We start from the raw sequence: 15,899 nt of genomic DNA, 5'->3' as shown, positions 1-15,899 counted from the left end.
TAGTAATAAAACCCTACATCAGATCCCGGTTTTAACCCGTGTCCAGGTGCGATTCATAACCCGAACCTGTTTGTCGCTAGGGGTCTTTAACACCAGTAAATGTTCACGCGTGGTGGATGGTGGATAAATACCGGGATCATTACGAATTTCTTCATCAATCAAATCCGTGGCTTTTATATTGGCATTAGCGTACGCGACGTAGTTGGTGATATTGGCGATAACGTCAGGATTCAGTAAGTAGTTGATAAATTTGTGGGCAGCTTCTGGATTGGGAGCATCCGCCGGGATAGCCATCACATCCGTCCATACCACGGCGCCTTCGGCTGGTACCGCATAGGCAATCTCTACCCCGTTCTTGGCTTCAGCAGCACGGTCACGAGCCTGCAGTACATCACCGGAATAGCCATGCGCAACACAGATGTCGCCATTGGCCAGATCGTTAATATACTGTGAGCTGTGGAAATAACGGATACCAGATCGCACTTTACTTATCACTGCAGCGGCTTCGTCAATCGCAGGGGAGCTAAAGTCCTCTGTGTTTTTCCCCAGGTATGCTCTGGCGGCGACGAAAACTTCAGTCGGGTCATCCATTAACGCCACCCCGCATGCGCTGAGCTTGGCGACAATTTCGGGATCGAAAACCAGACGCCAGGTGTCCAGCGGCATTTCATCGCCCAGGATGGCTTTGACTTTTTTGACGTTGTATCCAATGCCTGTGGTACCCCACATGTAAGGCACCAAATGCGCATTACCGGGATCTATATCGGCCAATGATTTTAAAATCACTGGGTCGACATTGGCATAGTTACTGAGCTTGCTGGTATCCAGAGGCCGGTACAGCTTGGCCTTGATATGGCGATCGGCAAATGGGCGCGCAGTTGGAAAAATCAAATCATAGCCGCTCTTACCCGCTAGCAATTTAGCTTCGAGCACTTCGTTAGAGTCGTAAACGTCATAACTGACTTTGACTTTAGACTGTTCCTGAAAGTTGGCTACGGTATCTTCGGCTATGTAATCTGACCAGTTGTATATATGAAGCGTCTCAGCGTGGGCACCGAGGCTAATCGAAAGAAGTCCAAAAACAGACACTGGGTAACGCCACAAACTGGCTAATTTCATGGGAGGCTTCTCCAAAAAGTATTGGATCGTTACAGGAAGAAACGATCATTGATTGATCATAACTACGCTGCCCCTCACATAAAGTGTCATAGGTAATGCGCAAACATGGGAACGTTTTGAGCGCTTTATGTGTTAGCAGAGCGACATATTTTCGCGCAAAACCTAGTCAAATCCTACCAATTTTAAACGTCTTGATGATTGTTTTGGTAGAAATTCATCTATTGAGGGATCGGTTCGGTCACAAAGCCCAGTTTTTCGATCCCTGCCTGTTGCGCCGCCGCCATCACCGCAATGACATGCTGGTATGCTACCGCCTTATCCCCCCGCAGTTGGATTTCAGGTTGCGGCCGAACAGCAGCGACGGACTGCAGGCGGTTGGCCAGCACCTCCCCACTGATTACCTCATCATTCCAGTGGATGGCGGCGTCCGCCGTGACGGTTAGCGCTATGGTTTGGGGGGTAACGTCGTTCGGGGCGTTGTTTGCCTGGGGTAAATCAATGTTTACCGTGTGAGTCAACACCGGCACCGTTAAAATAAAGATGATCAATAATACCAACATGACATCCACTAACGGGGTCATATTGATTTCACTCATTACCTCATCATCGTCGTCCAACCCTCCACCAAAAGCCATGCTACTTATCTCCCTTGGCGGGTTTCAGCGCACGCAGCCTGGGCGAGTCATCGTTACGTTTGAGTGGTGCACCGGTGAGAAAGTACGCATGAAGTTGGTGGGCAAAGCGATTCAGCTTACCCAGCACCTGCTTATTGTGACGGGTGAGCGCGTTATAACCCAATACCGCCGGGATCGCCACAGCCAACCCGAACGCGGTCATAATGAGGGATTCACCCACGGGACCGGCAACCTTATCGATGCTGGCCTGCCCCGAAACACCAATACTAACCAGGGCGTGATAGATCCCCCATACTGTGCCGAACAAGCCTACGAAAGGGGCGGTAGATCCTACTGATGCCAGTATGGAAAGGCCTCTCTGCAGACTCTCTGCGCTTTCATCAATGGAACCTCGCATGCAGGAGGTCAACCATTCAGCCATCGGCAGCTTGCCATGAAGGTCGTCCTCATGGGTGTCATGGTGATCCGCCGCGGCCTGCCCAACTTCGGCAAGATGACGAAAAGGGTTGCTTCGACCATCTCGGGCCAGAATTTGAATCCCCTCGGCAATACTGTGGGCATGCCAAAATTCCTGCGTGGCGCGTGTACTGCCCCGCAGAGAAAACAGATGCAGCGCACGCTGCACGATGATAGTCCACGATGCAACCGACATGGCCAGCAGTAATATGGCCACCGTTCTGATAACCAAATCGGCCTGGCTCCAGAGATGTTCTATACCATATGCGTTGGTATCCATAAGACTCCTTTTATGCCTGCACGTTTAACGTTCATGCAGACTGAATGTGATTGGCTGCAAATAACGGTAATCTACAGGTTTACCGTCTTGTTGGGCAGGGGTGTAGCGCCAGGTTTTAACAGCCTTTAAGGCAGAACGATCCAATCGAGGATGGCCACTGGACACCTTGACTTTTATGTCACCGACAGTGCCATCGGCCAACACCACCAACTCCAGAATAACCGCTCCCTCCTCCCCCCTGCGCCGGGATGATGAAGGGTAAGCTGGATCTGCATTGCTGTGATGATAGGCATCAATCCTTGGCGGTGTGATCGGAGCACCCAGGCTTTCATCATGTTCAGATTCCACCTGCACAGGCGAAGGCTCCGGCGGCTGCGATACAGGCTCAACAATATCAGGTTCGGCAGCATCCGGCGTAGGATTATCGATTTCGGTTACAACTGGAGCAGGCCGCGCATCCGGTTTAGGGCGCAGAATTGGATCAGTTTTCGGCTTGGATATTGGCGTTGGTTGCTTAACTGGTTGCGACGATGGCTGCTTCGACGATGGCTTTTGTACCAATTCTGCAGGAGGTGCCTGAATGAACACACCACTGATACGAGGAGGCTCTACCCGTGACAACTGAGGCTGATGTGGGCTTAACACTAAAACCAGCACGCCCGCATGGGCCAACAGGACGCCCACAACAACCGTCAATTGACGCTGCCATTGCATCACTGTGCGCTCGATCTGTTGTGATGATAAAAGATATACAAGTGCTATCCGTGAACGCTATAGCGTCAGGTGGAGTTTATAACCGTTACTGTGTCCCAATTTTACTCACAAGTATCTTTCAAAACAATGTAGGGGGGTTGCGCTGGCCTGCAGAACTGCAGCAACTCCATGTTGATCGCCTATTTCATTCCACGGTACTTAAGTATCAAAGAAATGATTTCATGATCGCTTATGGTCGACGCCAAAGATTCATCGAACGACTTTCTCTGGGGGAGATGTATGTTAAATTTACTGCGTAACAGCTCCTGTACTTGCACATTTGAATCAGGGTCGATTTCTTTCCCGGCATAGATGCCAATCCGTTTAAGCGTAAATTCCTTACTATCCATCTACATTCTCTTTCAATTTGCTTAGTGGTTTACTGGCGTTCTCATTGTGACAAACTCTTCAGCACTTGTGGGGTGAATACCAATGGTTTGATCGAATTGCGCTTTCGTTGCCCCCATGGAAACTGCAATTCCGATACCTTGTATAATCTCTCCTGCATCAGGCCCTACCATGTGAGCACCTAATACCCGATCCGTTTTCTTATCAACAATCAATTTCATCAACGCGCGTTCTTTATGGGGGGAAAAACTGTACTTCATCGGGGAAAAAACTGAACGATAAACATCGATATCGTGGCCGGCATCTTTGGCTTGTTGTTCTGTAAGCCCAACTGTACCAATAGGAGGCTGCGTGAACACGGCTGTTGGTATCGCATCATACCCTACAGGCTTGCCACCGTCTGCAAACAACGTATTGGCAACGTACATTCCCTCAGCCAGGGCAACCGGCGTCAGCTGAACTCTATCAATCACATCACCTACTGCGTATATGCTTGGCTCAGACGTGCAATAATGATCATCGACGATCACCGCGCCATTTTCTGCAATGGATACCGAGGTATTTTCAAGGCCTAACCCATCGATTTTTGGCCTACGACCAGTAGCATAGACGACCAGGTTGAACTGCTCGCTGTTGCCTGATGCATCGTTGACCCTGAACTGGCTATCGCCGCATTTTGCGATTGCTGTAACATCATGCTTAAAGCGAATTTTAATACCTTTTCTGAGCAACTCATCTCTCAAGTGCTCTCTTACATCATCATCGAAACCACGCAAGAAAAGTTCCTTACGGTAGCTAAGCGTAACATCGACACCCAGGTTATGCAGTATGCAGGCAAATTCTATTGCTATATAACCGCCACCCACGATTAATGCCTTTTCTGGCAACTCGGGCAAGTCAAAAAATTCATTCGATGTGATTGCGTGTTCTACTCCGGGAATTTCTGGCAGGAATGGCCACCCTCCCGTTGCTATCAATATGTATCGCGCCGAGACAACCTTGCCGTTCACACATACTTGATTAGGGCCTTGTATAACGGCTCGACCATTGAATACTTCGACACCGGCGTTAACCAGTAATCGATCATAGATCCCGTTGAGCCGTTGGATTTCCTTAACTTTGTTATCACGCAATACAGTCCAGTCAAAGCCCGAGGCCTCTACGTTCCACCCATAACTTTGAGCAAGCGCCAACTCTTCATTAATGTGAGAACCATAAACATACAGTTTCTTTGGCACACATCCAACATTCACGCAGGTGCCACCAAAATAGCGTTCTTCTGCGATTGCGACCCGGCCGCCCATAGAAGCAGACATCCTGGCGCAACGTACCCCACCAGAGCCTGCGCCTATTACAAAAAGGTCATAATCGAACTTATCCACTTCAACGCTCCCAACAAACCAATGCCCACATACTATTTCATAGATTCATCGTAATCAAAATTGTTACTACCCCAACCGAAAAGGGAGCCTATAGGCTCCCTTTTCGATCTAACACCGCTAGATTCGATTTAAATCTGATTCAGGATCTCGATTTCCACACGGCGGTTGGCAGCACGCCCGGCAGAGGTATCATTAGTCGCGATTGGATAGCGAGGCCCAAAGCCGTTGGAATGCAGGCGGTTTGCAGCCACCCCTTGACCGATCAGGTAATCCCTAACGCTAGCGGCCCGCCGCTCTGACAAACCTTGGTTAAATTCGAAACTGCCGGTGCTGTCGGTGTGACCGGTCACCTGAATGGTGCTTTTGCTGTATTCTTTAAGCACCAGTGCCACGCTGTCCAGGACATCATTGAACGAGGGTAGCAGGTCATGCTGACTGGAGGCAAAACTAATATTGCCCGGCATGTTCAGTTTGATCCCACCATTCTCGAGGCGGCTCACACTGACACCGGTACTTTCCAGTTTCTGACGTAGCAACTTTTCCTGATAGTCAAAATAATATCCAGCGCCACCGCCTACAGCAGCACCAATAGCCGCACCTTTTGCACGGTCTTTTTTGCTGGAAACCGCCGCGCCAACGACAGCTCCCGCTGCTGCACCGATTGCGGTGTTGCTTACTTTCTGCTCGCCGGTATAGGGGTCTATAGCGCAACCGCCAAGGCCGAGAGACATCAAAACCGAGGCACAGACCAGAGTTTTCTTCATTTAATGCTCCTGAAAATTTGAATTGTATGCCAAAACAGCATGGGGCATTCTAACTGAATCAAAACTGAACAGGTAAAACGAAAGAAGGCGAAGTGTGAAACGCTTCGCCTTGATTGGGTGGAACTGATTATTTTGTGGAAGGCTTTCTAATGGGAGACCTCGTCACGGCGATCTTCACCTGTACGCCGCTCAGCGTTGGCTTTGGCCTCTTCAGGGGTTTCGTCCTTACGACGATCACGCCCTTTGCGTTCCTCAAGATAATGTTCAATTTTGTTGTAGATCACTTTTGATTTCGGATCCATAACTGCCACTCCTGAAAGATGGTCCTCGTTAGGTAATCGGCTTAGGCTGACATTGGTCAGAACAAAGCCTAGCATAATCAATAACTAGTATAGACAGCCGTTAAACTTGTTGTATGCCAATACGTTGTTTTCTTAGACTTATTTGTAATATGTGTAATAGCATTCGCGCATATCAAATGTGATTTATATCACAGTTTTTTTGGAAGCTCCGTCACGGGGGCACAATAGTGGTACTATCGTACGCATTATTATCTAATTTCCGTCAATAAATGAAACAAATTCTTATAACTGGCTCATTTGGATTTCTCGGCAGTCGTCTGGTGCTTTACTACCTTAAAGCGGGTTGGAAAGTGCGGCTTTTCGATCTGCCGAATCACGCACTCAAGGAACAGCTACTTACGGAGTTCGGGCAAGCCGGATCGTACGAATTATTCGAATCAGACATCTGTGATTACGATTCGGTTTTGAGCGCAGTGAGGGGCTGCCAAGAAGTGATTCATGGGGCTGCCTTACTCAATTCAGTTGCTGCCTACGATCACTTTCACCGCATCAATGTGCAGGGCACTAAGACCATTTGTGATGCCTGTGTGGCCGAAGGTGTTCCACACTTCACGTTAATCAGCACATCGGATGTATTCGGCATCCCTCAACAACATCAGCTACTTCACGAAGAATCTCCTTACCGAAGTTGGAATGAACCCTATGCTGACACCAAGATTCTGGCAGCCAATTACGTAAAAGCGCTGCGAGCGAAGGGGCAGCTGAACGCCTCGATTGTCTACCCTGGCTGGATTTATGGTGAAGGTGATAGACAGTTTTTTCCGGCAGTCATGGACATGGTTCGAGATGGGATCGTCTTCACTTGGCACAAGTCGCGAGCCTCAGACATCTATTTCGTGCACATTGATGATCTGATCTTGGGAATAGACAGAGTTCTGCACACCTCTGAATCATCAAATCGTGATTATCTGTTACTGGATCCAACAAGCGGAATTACGCCACTCACACTGTATGGCATCATCGCCGACTACCTCGACATCCAAATAAAGCACATTCACGTGCCCTATCCGATCATGATGCTGGTTGCTCTAGTAACCCAGTCATTGGCTCGAATCGGAATATTATCCAAACCCGTGCTATCCAGCACCGATGTTAAAGCCTTTGGTAACGCGTTCCAATTCTGCACTGACCGGGCTGCAAACGAGTTAGATTGGATGCCCAGCATCCCCACCCGTGAAGGTATTTTACGAGCACTGAACTGGCAAACCCAGCAACCCTCAGCAAACCCAGCAAGCTAAGGTGTAAGACCCTAGTTGTGATACTCTAAGCGCAGTTAATTACGGCAGGTGTTGTGTTTATGCTGGTGGGTCTTCTCTATCTAATCTTATTCCAATTGTTGGGGCATCTTATTGTTGTTGGCCTGGCCATTCCCATTCCCTCTCCTGTCGTGGGTCTGGTTCTGTTGTTTGTGTATCTGTTAATTAAAGGACATGTTCCTGCGTCACTACTGGGCGTCGCCAATGTACTGCTGCCTCTGCTGCCATTATTTCTGATCCCGGCCAGTGCCGGAATCATCCAGTACGGAGATCTTATAATCGAAGACGGCGTTGCCATTGCTGCAGCGTTACTGGGGAGTCTGACGATCTCGATTTTAGTGGTACCGCATATCTTTCTCTTTTTTATTCGCTTATTTCAAAGACAGTCATGACTGAATATTTATCGATCGTTATCAACTTCCCACTGTTTGGCGTACTGATCACGGTGGCTGCGTTTTATCTTGGTCAGCGACTGTATGCGCGAAGCAACAGACACCCGGTATTACAACCGGTTGTGATTGGAATGGCTGCGGTAATTAGCACCGTTTTGATGTTGCGTGTGCCTTACGAAAGCTATTACGAATCTTCCTATCTGTTGCACGCGATGCTGGGCCCTGCAACCGTGGCTTTGGCGATTCCGTTGTTCCAGCATGCTCGGCGTATTAGAGACTTGCTGCTACCCATAATCTGCACGGTGCTGGTTGGTGGTGCTTTCACCGTAGGTGTGGCTTTACTAATTCTCTGGATGTTGGATGCCAATCTTTCCACCATGCTCTCTATGCCAACCAAATCCATTACTACACCCATTGCAATGATCGTGACGGAACAGCTAGGTGGCATCCCTGCGCTCAGCGCCATGTTTGTTCTACTGACCGGAGCAGTAGGTGCAATGATCGGCATTCCGCTGATGAATCGAATGGGAATAAAGGATGACGGCGTGAAAGGATTTACAATGGGGCTGACCTCCCACGCCCTTGGCACAGCAAGAGCGCTGGAAGAAAGTGCTGAATGTGGTGCTTTTTCTGCTCTGGCGATGAGCATGACAGGTGTTATGACTGCCGTATTGATTCCAATAATTGCGGCGTGGCTACTTTAGCCACTGCCATCGGCTCAACCCGCGCCGCGATTTTTCGCCAGAAACTCTGATCTGTCTTTCGGTTCGGGGATCTCGGGTGGTTGAGATTGTGCCTCAAACCGGCCGCCGTATATTTTGAAGCGCTTGTTGGATTCCTCATGGGCAAGCTCCGGGATATTGAATATCCCATGAATTTCACCTTGTTCGTCTGTTTTGATCTCGATATGAGCAACGATGTCATCTGGGAGCTCAATCGCTGCGCCGTCCAAAGACGATGCCAGTATCTCACCCTTACGCAGATGGTAAACGCCAGGGCCAGTATATCGGTTAACGATCAGGTACAGGAACTGATCATCGTCTTCGCTTCTGATCCTGAGTTGAGTTTCCAGCAGCGCGACGGTTTTCTCCCACCATACATTCCGGGTATTGATGTAGGCACGGGCTTTGGTGAATTCATCCTGGATGTGATAGGCGATCCCGCCGTCAAATTCATATACTGGCTGATGCTTTTCGTAGTAGGCCTTGGCCAGCTCCAATTTTGCCGGATCCCGAATTTCACGCCCCTTATCGTACAGGCAAACATGAATAACGCCGCCTTCCAGGCTGCACTCCCCCACTCCGTGTTTTAAGCCTTTGGAAAAGGTACCACGATAGCTGCTGCCATCTGCTTCAATCTTAATACCATGACCATGAAGCAGGTTACTTTTGTAATCACCCAGGTAACGCTCTCCGTTACGGTAGGTCATGAGCCCCTTCCCTTCTTTGGCATCATTAATCCAACTGCCGTCGTAGATTGAACCGCTGCGATAGAACAGCTTGCCTTGGCCGTGACGCGTTCCTGCCAGCCATTGACCAACGTAACGATTGCCGTTCTGGTACTGCAGCTCACCATAACCCGTGGCTAAACCCTGACTGAATTCACCTTTGTAGACATCACCATTGCTGGACTTGTAGGTTCCCACGCCATGCATGTAACCGTTTCTGAAATCGCCTGTGTAGACATCACCGCTAAGACGCTGGTAGGTGCCTTTACCATGAGGTTTATTATGCAACCAATATCCCGTATAGGAATCGCCGTTGGCGTATTTCCAGGTCTCACCGGCCAACATAAGTTCAGCGATGTTTTCCTTAAATACTATTTCGGTAACAACCTGAGAAACGGCACCATAAGCCTGAGCGACAGACAAACATGCCAGTATAGCGATACAACGAAGACTGCGAGCAAACACCAAAACCCCCTAGGGTCTACAAAATGTACAAAACAGGTAATTTAATGTAGTTATTAATATATGGGTTATAGTACTGTTTGCCCCTGAGGGACACAATTCGATTTTGTTATACCTGTGTAAGGAATGTTTACTTACTGCAGGTCACGCCGCAATGGACGACGGGTCAAAGTCAAAATCCACATCATAATGTGTCATAAACCCACCTATGGTGATGATTACCCGAGCCATCGCAACGAATGAATCCGGCATCACGACTTTGTTTTTACGCAGTTTATCCATTGAATCACTGAGCCTATCGGCGATTGACCATTGCTCAAGATTATCGCCAACAATGTATTCTGAAATCTCCTCCAGGGTTTCTGGCCGTGCGCATTCGAAGCCTGCCTGCGCAAATAAGTCGCCTAACTTAACCGTCGAAAAACCCATTAAACCCATAAGCAGATTGGTATAGCAAAGCTTTTGGTTTTTACTTAAACGCGCGATAGCGCCGTAATCCAGAATCGCTATCTGCTCATCTTTGGTGATCAGGAAGTTACCTGGGTGGGGATCCGCATGGTATATACCTAACTGCGTGATTTGGTGGATATAGCTGGCAAGCAAGCGCTGTAACACCGGCTTGGCGCGGTCGGGGTTGGTTTCCAGATAATCACTGAGCCTGACACCGTCCACCCATGAGGTCACCATGATTTTTTCTGAGCAAAACTCCTCATAAAGCTCAGGCATTATGATGCCAGGAAGGTGCTTTAAGGCACGAATCGTTTTCAGGTTATTGGCCTCACGCCGAAAGTCGAGCTCCTCGAGCGTCATATTTATCAGCTGCTTAATTACCTGCTTGATATCAAATTCACGAACCAGCGGAGCCAGCCCCTTTGCCAACGCGGTAAATACCAGTGAATCCTGTTCAAAAAGGGTTTTGGCCATGGGCAGCTGAAACTTGATCGCTACATCTTTGCCGTTTTGCAGGGTAGCTTTATGCACCTGCGCGACGGACGCCGTCGCAACCGGCAATGCATCGAAACTGATGAACTGTTTATCCCATTCGGGGCCCCAGTTCATCAATATAATCGGATGAATTTCTTCGAAACCTGCCGGTGTAGCGTCATTCTGCAGACGCTGCAAAGCAATGATGAATTCCTGTGGCAGCAAGTCAGGGCGGCAACTTAAAAACTGGGCGAACTTGACCCAAATGGCTCCGTTCTCCAAACACAACTGGCAGATCGTTTCAGCGGCCTCACGATGGGCCTGACGTAATAGGGTTTCTGCTTCATTTGGGGAAAGGACTTTAACGCGAGATCGGTACTTGCGGTATATTTGCTCGATATTGAGGGCTGCACGGGTAACGCCGATATAACGGTCTCGACCATCAATGATGAGGGTTCGTGCAACGTTCAGATTGGATTTAATGACATCCAGAGCACTCATATCCATCAGACCTCCGGAAGGATCACCTGTCGTGTGCTACGGCAATGCTGCGCTCTGATCGCAGCGGGCTTGGCTACTCTTTGAATAAACAATCCTCCACCAAGCGGTCAACCGCATCAAGAAAAGCTGAGTGAGGGTCTATCAGTTCAAACCCGGTATCAAAAAAATCCTGATTGGCATCGTTCCTACACCAGCGACTTTCAGCATCAAATTCGACCTCTTTGCTGCCTTCCAGTGTATCGGGTAATACCATCTTCAAACGATACCGTTTGCCAGATTCAATTTGCTGATCTGATACCACCATGATGCCTTTGGTACTGATGTCTACGAGGTTTCCCAAAAGTGAATTAGTTTCGGTATCGAACACTCGCAAATAATAGATAAGATGCCGCCGGGGCACACTGCGTTTATTGTCTTCGGCGGCTTGCTCATTCGCTTCCATATCACACCCTTATGAGGCACGTGTCTATACCTAAAGCCTAGTCGACAATACGAATTTCTTCCTTATTTTTAACGCGTTATTGTGCCCAACGCCCCAACACGTCCACTTCAAATAAGGTGGCACCTCGGCTCAAAACTACCCCACTATCGGTTATCTCCCGAACCTGAATTTCATCGTTTAGAAATTGACCTTCTTTGAGGCGCTTCCCGTTGATGATGATGGAGCGGTATTTGGGGATACTGGAAAACATATGGGATGAGAATGTCATATCAGGAATACCATCACGCTCGTAGGCAGGCAATTCCTCAAGCTGCGGAAGATAGCCGACGGATGGCATCGAGGATTCCGACCCCTGCTCACGGTTATCCGCAGCGGGGGTCGGGTTAATCACGACCGGCTGCTCGACCCTTGGCGTTGGAACAGCTGGCTCAATGACGGCCGGTTTAGAAGCTGCCACCGGTGCAGGCTTACTGGCTTGGGTGGGAGGCTGCTGGGATTCCGGCTGTTGATGGGCAGGAGCCATGTCCACTGCGGCGGGCTGGGGTTGAGGCTGCACAGCATTGTCATCAGACAGTTTCAGCCCGAAGAACAACAGAATCCCCAGGTTAGCAACCACCACCATCACCGTCACCAGTGGCCATAGATTGGTTTTCTTGTGGGTGCTGGACGCTTCGGTCGCAGCCCCGTGAATATCCGGCACCTTACCACGCTGTCGCTCTTGCTCGGATTTTCGCAATGCATCCAGGATGTAAGACATCAGGAATCGCCTCCTGATACCTTCAGCACCGGAATGGAATCGTCTATCCGACGCGACAGCTGAATCAAGGTCCCGGTACCCACCACGCCATCATCTGACTCACCAACCAAACGCTGAAACTCCTTTACCCGCTCAACCAGGTCGGTATCGTAGGTGGAGCGACCGGCGCTGGGGGTAGGATTGTTCTCCCATACATCCAGATGATAGGCCAACCACTTTGACAGCGGCGCAATAGTACCGGGGTGCATCGGCCCATGGTAGGACGGTGGTTTTTTCCACAGCAGCGAGAAATGGCCACGCCAATAGCTGTCGAGATCCCTAAGATCCACTTTCTGGATGCTGTCACCCAGGTACATGTCTGCGTAGCGATCGTCCATATAGCGGATCACCACATAGCGCTCTTCACCCTCGGCACCAAACAATCGAATGATCACCGGCAAACCATAATGTTTGATGGAGCCAAGGCTGCCTAGTTTGCTTAAACAACTGAGCCCAAGACCGTCAGCATAGCGGCAGGCTGAGCCGTTATCGGCAGGGGCATATTTGATACCCCAGGCAGCGAACAGATCCTGATAGGCCTCGGCATCCTGTACATGCTTGGCCCGCTGAAATGCTTGAGCCAGGGATAAGGCCTCAATGCCGGAAGCATCCTCTACAGCAAGAGGGGCTGCCGGGCTGGCAACTGAGGTACTGTTAAATGAAGGCGGCGGTGGCGGCGGCTCTGATACTATGCTGGGTGGGCTAACAGTCTGAATCTCGGGCTCTGGGCTGGCAGCCGCTGTATCGATGCTATCGCGACCAGACAGGCCATACAGATAGGATAACCCTACCATAATCATGATCAACGCCCCGGCTCCACCTCCAATAGCGGCTGGCAACCATTTGTTTCTAAAAAACGGTGACTTCCCGGTGGGCGAATAGACGTCGTAACCCAGCACCTCCTTGGCTGCGTTACTGAGTATCGAGGTGTCGACTACCCGCGTTTCTTTAGCATATGCGCCCAGCATGGCGCGATCACACACCAGGTTAATGATACGAGGGATGCCCTTTGAAATATGAAACAGGCGTTTTATGGTAGCCGCCGGGAACATCGCACGTGGATCGACCGCACCGGCAACAGTAAGTCGATGAAATACATAGGGCCCCACCTCTTCATCGGCTAACGCATTTAGATGAAAACGTGCCGTGACCCGCTGCGACAGTTGCCGTAGTTCGGGCTGCTGAAACATGTCCTGCAGTTCGGGTTGCCCCAACAGAATGATCTGCAGCAGCTTCTTTTCGTGGGTTTCTAAATTCGTTAAGAGACGAATTTGCTCCAGCACATCAGAGCTTAGGTTCTGCGCCTCATCGATAATCAACACGGTATGCCGACCCTGGGAATGCTGCCGCAGCAAAAACCCGTTGATGCAGTCGACGTAATCTTTAACCGATATGCTATCGCCTATGTAGGGTATAGACAGTTCATCGCAGATGGTGGCCAGCAACTCCTCAACCTGCAATTTGGGGTTCAGCACAAAAGCAACGTCGGTATCTTTGGGTATTTGCTCCAGAAAACAACGACACACCGTGGTCTTACCGGTGCCCACTTCGCCGGTTAACAGCACAAAACCACCGTCTCTGCCCACGCCATAAACCAAATGAGCCAGCGCCTCGTTGTGCTGCTGACTCATGTAGAGATAATGCGGGTTAGGTGCGATGGAAAACGGTGTTTCCGTTAGATGAAAAAAGCTTTCGTACATTTATTTCTGCAATACCAGTTTTGCGGTAACCAACCCTTCAGTGCGGTCAGCGTCAATGGAGATGTTGACTATCTGAATACCATAGCGGGATTCGATCTGATGTAACCAGCGCACGGTTTTATCGAACGAAACCTTTTCCAGCCAGACTCGTAGCTTGTCATCAGACTCGGGTTCAATCCTCTTAACCGTCAAACCCAGGGCCGGTGCGGTGGAGGTCACGATACTTTGCAATGGCTGATCGGACTTGGTGCGCCCGCTTCCACCCGCTGCAGCCATGCGCGCTGTTTGCTCGTTTTCTTTCATCCAGGACATCAATTTCTGCTGCCCTGCCAGCTTCATCTCGGCTTCACTCACCGAGCGCTGCGCAGGCAGAATCAGAATCAGGAACGCCAGCACCAGAACCAATAACACGCCAATACCATTAACGATCATACGCTCGGACGGTGCCATGCTGTCGTAACGACGACGCACCGGATCCAGGCTATTTTGAATGTTTTGTAATGCTGTACTCATGAGCGTTCGCTCCGAATTTTCAAGCGTGCTTTAACGCCTTCTTTGTCCTGGGTGGCGGACGCCGTTTCCACGCCCAGTTGCGCTTGCTGTAATTTGCCCTTGAATTCTTCCAGTTGGCTGAAATCCTTCACCAGCAGATCCAATTTAAGATCGCCCTGGGCATCGTCATAGGCTACCCGGCGTGGAGAAATATTGCTGCTATCAGCTCGGTTGGAAGCATGAATCTGTTCGCCCGCCAGGGCCAACAACGCCATAAAGCCCTGCCCTTGGGCACCGCTTTGGTATTCCTTGATATGCTGTTCCATTTGGCGCTGAACATTTACCACCCGTTTATCCCTCGGAAACAATTGTTTGTAGAGGGTTTTGCTGCTGTCGGCCAACTGTTCGGCTTCCTGGTTCATTTTCCACGCCTGGGTGTGCAGGAAAACGCTATAGGAAACAACAAAAAGGGCAACCATGGCGGCTAACGGCTTCCAATTGAAACCAGAAGGTCCGCGACGCCCGGAGCTGGCATAACGACCTTGCAACAGATCGAAGCGGGGCTTCTTGGCACCAAAGTGACTGTGTAGGTGATCGCACAACAACTGGAAATCATTGGAATTGATTTCATCGTACTCAACTTCGAATTCCGAATCAGCAACCTGACCGGAGATCTGGGTTCGAATCCAATTGTTCACGTTCTCGTTAAGATGCTCCAGGCAAAACAGAACCCGCAGCACTTGGGGCTTGTTTTGCCAATGTTCCATGATCGATGCAAGCACCACCGGCGCTGCGTCCATCTCAATGGCAAGACCATCCAGTTCAGAACGCTTAATCAGCAGGTGCTTGCCATCAAACATCAGGCTCCATTCGCCATCACGGAGAGGCAAACTCAGCATATCGGGTAAAATGGAATCCAGCGGCAAATCATGCTGAGAAAACAGATCCCGCGTGCCTTCAATCAGCTGCTTGGGAATACCCACCACCGGCACCAGGCCTTCGGCACTGCGCTCACCCATTATTAAATGAAAATGGGACACATCCTGCGCCACCTGATCTTCGATCATATAAGGCAGGGCCTGGGCGATCTGACGGGTCTGCTTGGAAGGAATGGTGACTTCAGAACTGAACACGTTGGCGCCCGATACAATCAGGCTGATGCCATATTGATAGCTGTGCGCCCAGCGACTTTTCAGCTGCTCTACAAATTCATTGAAGGGCACAATTTGGGAATCAGACACCCGACCATCCAGATCAGCGCTGGACCACTCGACAAAGAGATCCTCAGGGATCTCGAGAGGATCACCAGCGGCCAGCTTGCCACACAAGCCAACCCATTGATTTTCATTGATAAAGCGTACAAAAACTTTACTAGTCACAGGGCCTTT

General features: G+C 49.8%; 17 protein-coding genes. 3 read left to right on the top strand and 14 right to left on the bottom strand.

Annotation, left to right across the window (positions count from 1 at the left end; translation table 11 throughout):
• Positions 1 to 18: 18 nt before the first annotated feature.
• From Kalk_RS00420 to Kalk_RS21145, 7 genes are all read right to left on the bottom strand, one after another.
• On the bottom strand, positions 19 to 1,119 hold the full coding sequence (locus Kalk_RS00420) for a polyamine ABC transporter substrate-binding protein (RefSeq protein WP_101892344.1): 1,101 nt from the start codon (positions 1,117 to 1,119) through the stop codon (positions 19 to 21).
• 218 nt (positions 1,120 to 1,337) lie between these two features.
• Positions 1,338 to 1,754 (bottom strand): ExbD/TolR family protein, encoded by a 417-nt coding sequence (locus Kalk_RS00415; protein WP_101892343.1) that lies wholly within the window; start codon positions 1,752 to 1,754, stop codon positions 1,338 to 1,340.
• Position 1,755: 1 nt separating this feature from the next.
• Positions 1,756 to 2,490 (bottom strand): MotA/TolQ/ExbB proton channel family protein, encoded by a 735-nt coding sequence (locus Kalk_RS21630; protein WP_101892342.1) that lies wholly within the window; start codon positions 2,488 to 2,490, stop codon positions 1,756 to 1,758.
• Positions 2,491 to 2,514: 24 nt separating this feature from the next.
• The gene (locus Kalk_RS00405; RefSeq protein WP_101892341.1) at positions 2,515 to 3,204 is read right to left on the bottom strand and encodes an energy transducer TonB; all 690 of its coding nucleotides are present in this window, start codon (positions 3,202 to 3,204) and stop codon (positions 2,515 to 2,517) included.
• 410 nt (positions 3,205 to 3,614) lie between these two features.
• Positions 3,615 to 4,973 (bottom strand): glutathione-disulfide reductase, encoded by a 1,359-nt coding sequence (gorA, locus tag Kalk_RS00395; RefSeq protein ID WP_101892339.1) that lies wholly within the window; start codon positions 4,971 to 4,973, stop codon positions 3,615 to 3,617.
• Between the two features lie 128 nt (positions 4,974 to 5,101).
• Positions 5,102 to 5,737: an OmpA family protein gene (locus Kalk_RS00390; protein WP_101892338.1), complete on the bottom strand. Its 636-nt coding sequence runs from the start codon at positions 5,735 to 5,737 to the stop codon at positions 5,102 to 5,104.
• 146 nt (positions 5,738 to 5,883) lie between these two features.
• The gene (locus tag Kalk_RS21145) at positions 5,884 to 6,039 is read right to left on the bottom strand and encodes a hypothetical protein (RefSeq protein WP_158643238.1); all 156 of its coding nucleotides are present in this window, start codon (positions 6,037 to 6,039) and stop codon (positions 5,884 to 5,886) included.
• Between the two features lie 269 nt (positions 6,040 to 6,308).
• On the opposite strand from Kalk_RS21145, the gene Kalk_RS00385 reads away from it, so the two are divergent.
• From Kalk_RS00385 to Kalk_RS00375, 3 genes are read left to right on the top strand one after another with little or no spacing between them, the layout of a single operon-like run.
• Positions 6,309 to 7,337 (top strand): NAD-dependent epimerase/dehydratase family protein, encoded by a 1,029-nt coding sequence (locus tag Kalk_RS00385; protein ID WP_101892337.1) that lies wholly within the window; start codon positions 6,309 to 6,311, stop codon positions 7,335 to 7,337.
• Positions 7,338 to 7,396: 59 nt separating this feature from the next.
• Positions 7,397 to 7,747, top strand: coding sequence for a CidA/LrgA family protein (locus Kalk_RS00380; protein WP_101892336.1), 351 nt, complete (start codon positions 7,397 to 7,399; stop codon positions 7,745 to 7,747).
• The gene (locus tag Kalk_RS00375) at positions 7,744 to 8,451 is read left to right on the top strand and encodes an LrgB family protein (RefSeq protein WP_101892335.1); all 708 of its coding nucleotides are present in this window, start codon (positions 7,744 to 7,746) and stop codon (positions 8,449 to 8,451) included. Before Kalk_RS00380 ends, Kalk_RS00375 begins: the two co-directional genes overlap by 4 nt.
• 14 nt (positions 8,452 to 8,465) lie before the next feature.
• Here the strand turns inward: Kalk_RS00375 and Kalk_RS00370 are convergent, their stop codons facing one another.
• From Kalk_RS00370 to gspL, 7 genes are all read right to left on the bottom strand, one after another.
• Positions 8,466 to 9,659 (bottom strand): MORN repeat-containing protein, encoded by a 1,194-nt coding sequence (locus Kalk_RS00370; RefSeq protein WP_101892334.1) that lies wholly within the window; start codon positions 9,657 to 9,659, stop codon positions 8,466 to 8,468.
• Between the two features lie 141 nt (positions 9,660 to 9,800).
• Positions 9,801 to 11,087 (bottom strand): ABC1 kinase family protein, encoded by a 1,287-nt coding sequence (locus tag Kalk_RS00365; protein WP_101892333.1) that lies wholly within the window; start codon positions 11,085 to 11,087, stop codon positions 9,801 to 9,803.
• 67 nt (positions 11,088 to 11,154) lie between these two features.
• Entirely contained in the window at positions 11,155 to 11,523 is a 369-nt protein-coding gene (locus tag Kalk_RS00360; protein WP_101892332.1) for a PilZ domain-containing protein, read from the bottom strand.
• 76 nt (positions 11,524 to 11,599) lie between these two features.
• Positions 11,600 to 12,280 (bottom strand): general secretion pathway protein GspB, encoded by a 681-nt coding sequence (locus Kalk_RS00355; protein ID WP_101892331.1) that lies wholly within the window; start codon positions 12,278 to 12,280, stop codon positions 11,600 to 11,602.
• The gene (locus Kalk_RS00350; RefSeq protein ID WP_101892330.1) at positions 12,280 to 14,019 is read right to left on the bottom strand and encodes an ExeA family protein; all 1,740 of its coding nucleotides are present in this window, start codon (positions 14,017 to 14,019) and stop codon (positions 12,280 to 12,282) included. The genes Kalk_RS00355 and Kalk_RS00350 overlap by 1 nt, the downstream gene beginning before the upstream one ends.
• Positions 14,020 to 14,532, bottom strand: a complete 513-nt coding sequence (gspM, locus tag Kalk_RS00345; protein ID WP_101892329.1) for a type II secretion system protein GspM — start codon at positions 14,530 to 14,532, stop codon at positions 14,020 to 14,022.
• Entirely contained in the window at positions 14,529 to 15,890 is a 1,362-nt protein-coding gene (gene gspL / locus Kalk_RS00340; RefSeq protein ID WP_101892328.1) for a type II secretion system protein GspL, read from the bottom strand. Before gspL ends, gspM begins: the two co-directional genes overlap by 4 nt.
• Positions 15,891 to 15,899: the final 9 nt, after the last annotated feature.

This window comes from Ketobacter alkanivorans, from assembly GCF_002863865.1.
Lineage (GTDB): Bacteria > Pseudomonadota > Gammaproteobacteria > Pseudomonadales > Ketobacteraceae > Ketobacter > Ketobacter alkanivorans.
Note: the sequence above shows the minus strand (reverse complement) of the source record. Positions and strands in the feature narration are given on the sequence as shown.

What these genes read in the sequence shown, in the direction of transcription:
- Kalk_RS00385 (WP_101892337.1), top strand. Translation starts at nt 6,309, where the DNA reads ATGAAACAAATTCTTATAACTGGCTCATTTGGATTTCTCGGCAGTCGT.
- Kalk_RS00365 (WP_101892333.1), bottom strand. Translation starts at nt 11,087, where the DNA reads ATGGATATGAGTGCTCTGGATGTCATTAAATCCAATCTGAACGTTGCA.
- Kalk_RS00380 (WP_101892336.1), top strand. Translation starts at nt 7,397, where the DNA reads ATGCTGGTGGGTCTTCTCTATCTAATCTTATTCCAATTGTTGGGGCAT.
- Kalk_RS00375 (WP_101892335.1), top strand. Translation starts at nt 7,744, where the DNA reads ATGACTGAATATTTATCGATCGTTATCAACTTCCCACTGTTTGGCGTA.
- Kalk_RS00360 (WP_101892332.1), bottom strand. Translation starts at nt 11,523, where the DNA reads ATGGAAGCGAATGAGCAAGCCGCCGAAGACAATAAACGCAGTGTGCCC.
- Kalk_RS21145 (WP_158643238.1), bottom strand. Translation starts at nt 6,039, where the DNA reads ATGGATCCGAAATCAAAAGTGATCTACAACAAAATTGAACATTATCTT.
- gspM (WP_101892329.1), bottom strand. Translation starts at nt 14,532, where the DNA reads ATGAGTACAGCATTACAAAACATTCAAAATAGCCTGGATCCGGTGCGT.
- Kalk_RS00420 (WP_101892344.1), bottom strand. Translation starts at nt 1,119, where the DNA reads ATGAAATTAGCCAGTTTGTGGCGTTACCCAGTGTCTGTTTTTGGACTT.
- Kalk_RS00390 (WP_101892338.1), bottom strand. Translation starts at nt 5,737, where the DNA reads ATGAAGAAAACTCTGGTCTGTGCCTCGGTTTTGATGTCTCTCGGCCTT.
- Kalk_RS00355 (WP_101892331.1), bottom strand. Translation starts at nt 12,280, where the DNA reads ATGTCTTACATCCTGGATGCATTGCGAAAATCCGAGCAAGAGCGACAG.
- Kalk_RS21630 (WP_101892342.1), bottom strand. Translation starts at nt 2,490, where the DNA reads ATGGATACCAACGCATATGGTATAGAACATCTCTGGAGCCAGGCCGAT.
- Kalk_RS00350 (WP_101892330.1), bottom strand. Translation starts at nt 14,019, where the DNA reads ATGTACGAAAGCTTTTTTCATCTAACGGAAACACCGTTTTCCATCGCA.
- Kalk_RS00415 (WP_101892343.1), bottom strand. Translation starts at nt 1,754, where the DNA reads ATGGCTTTTGGTGGAGGGTTGGACGACGATGATGAGGTAATGAGTGAA.
- Kalk_RS00405 (WP_101892341.1), bottom strand. Translation starts at nt 3,204, where the DNA reads ATGCAATGGCAGCGTCAATTGACGGTTGTTGTGGGCGTCCTGTTGGCC.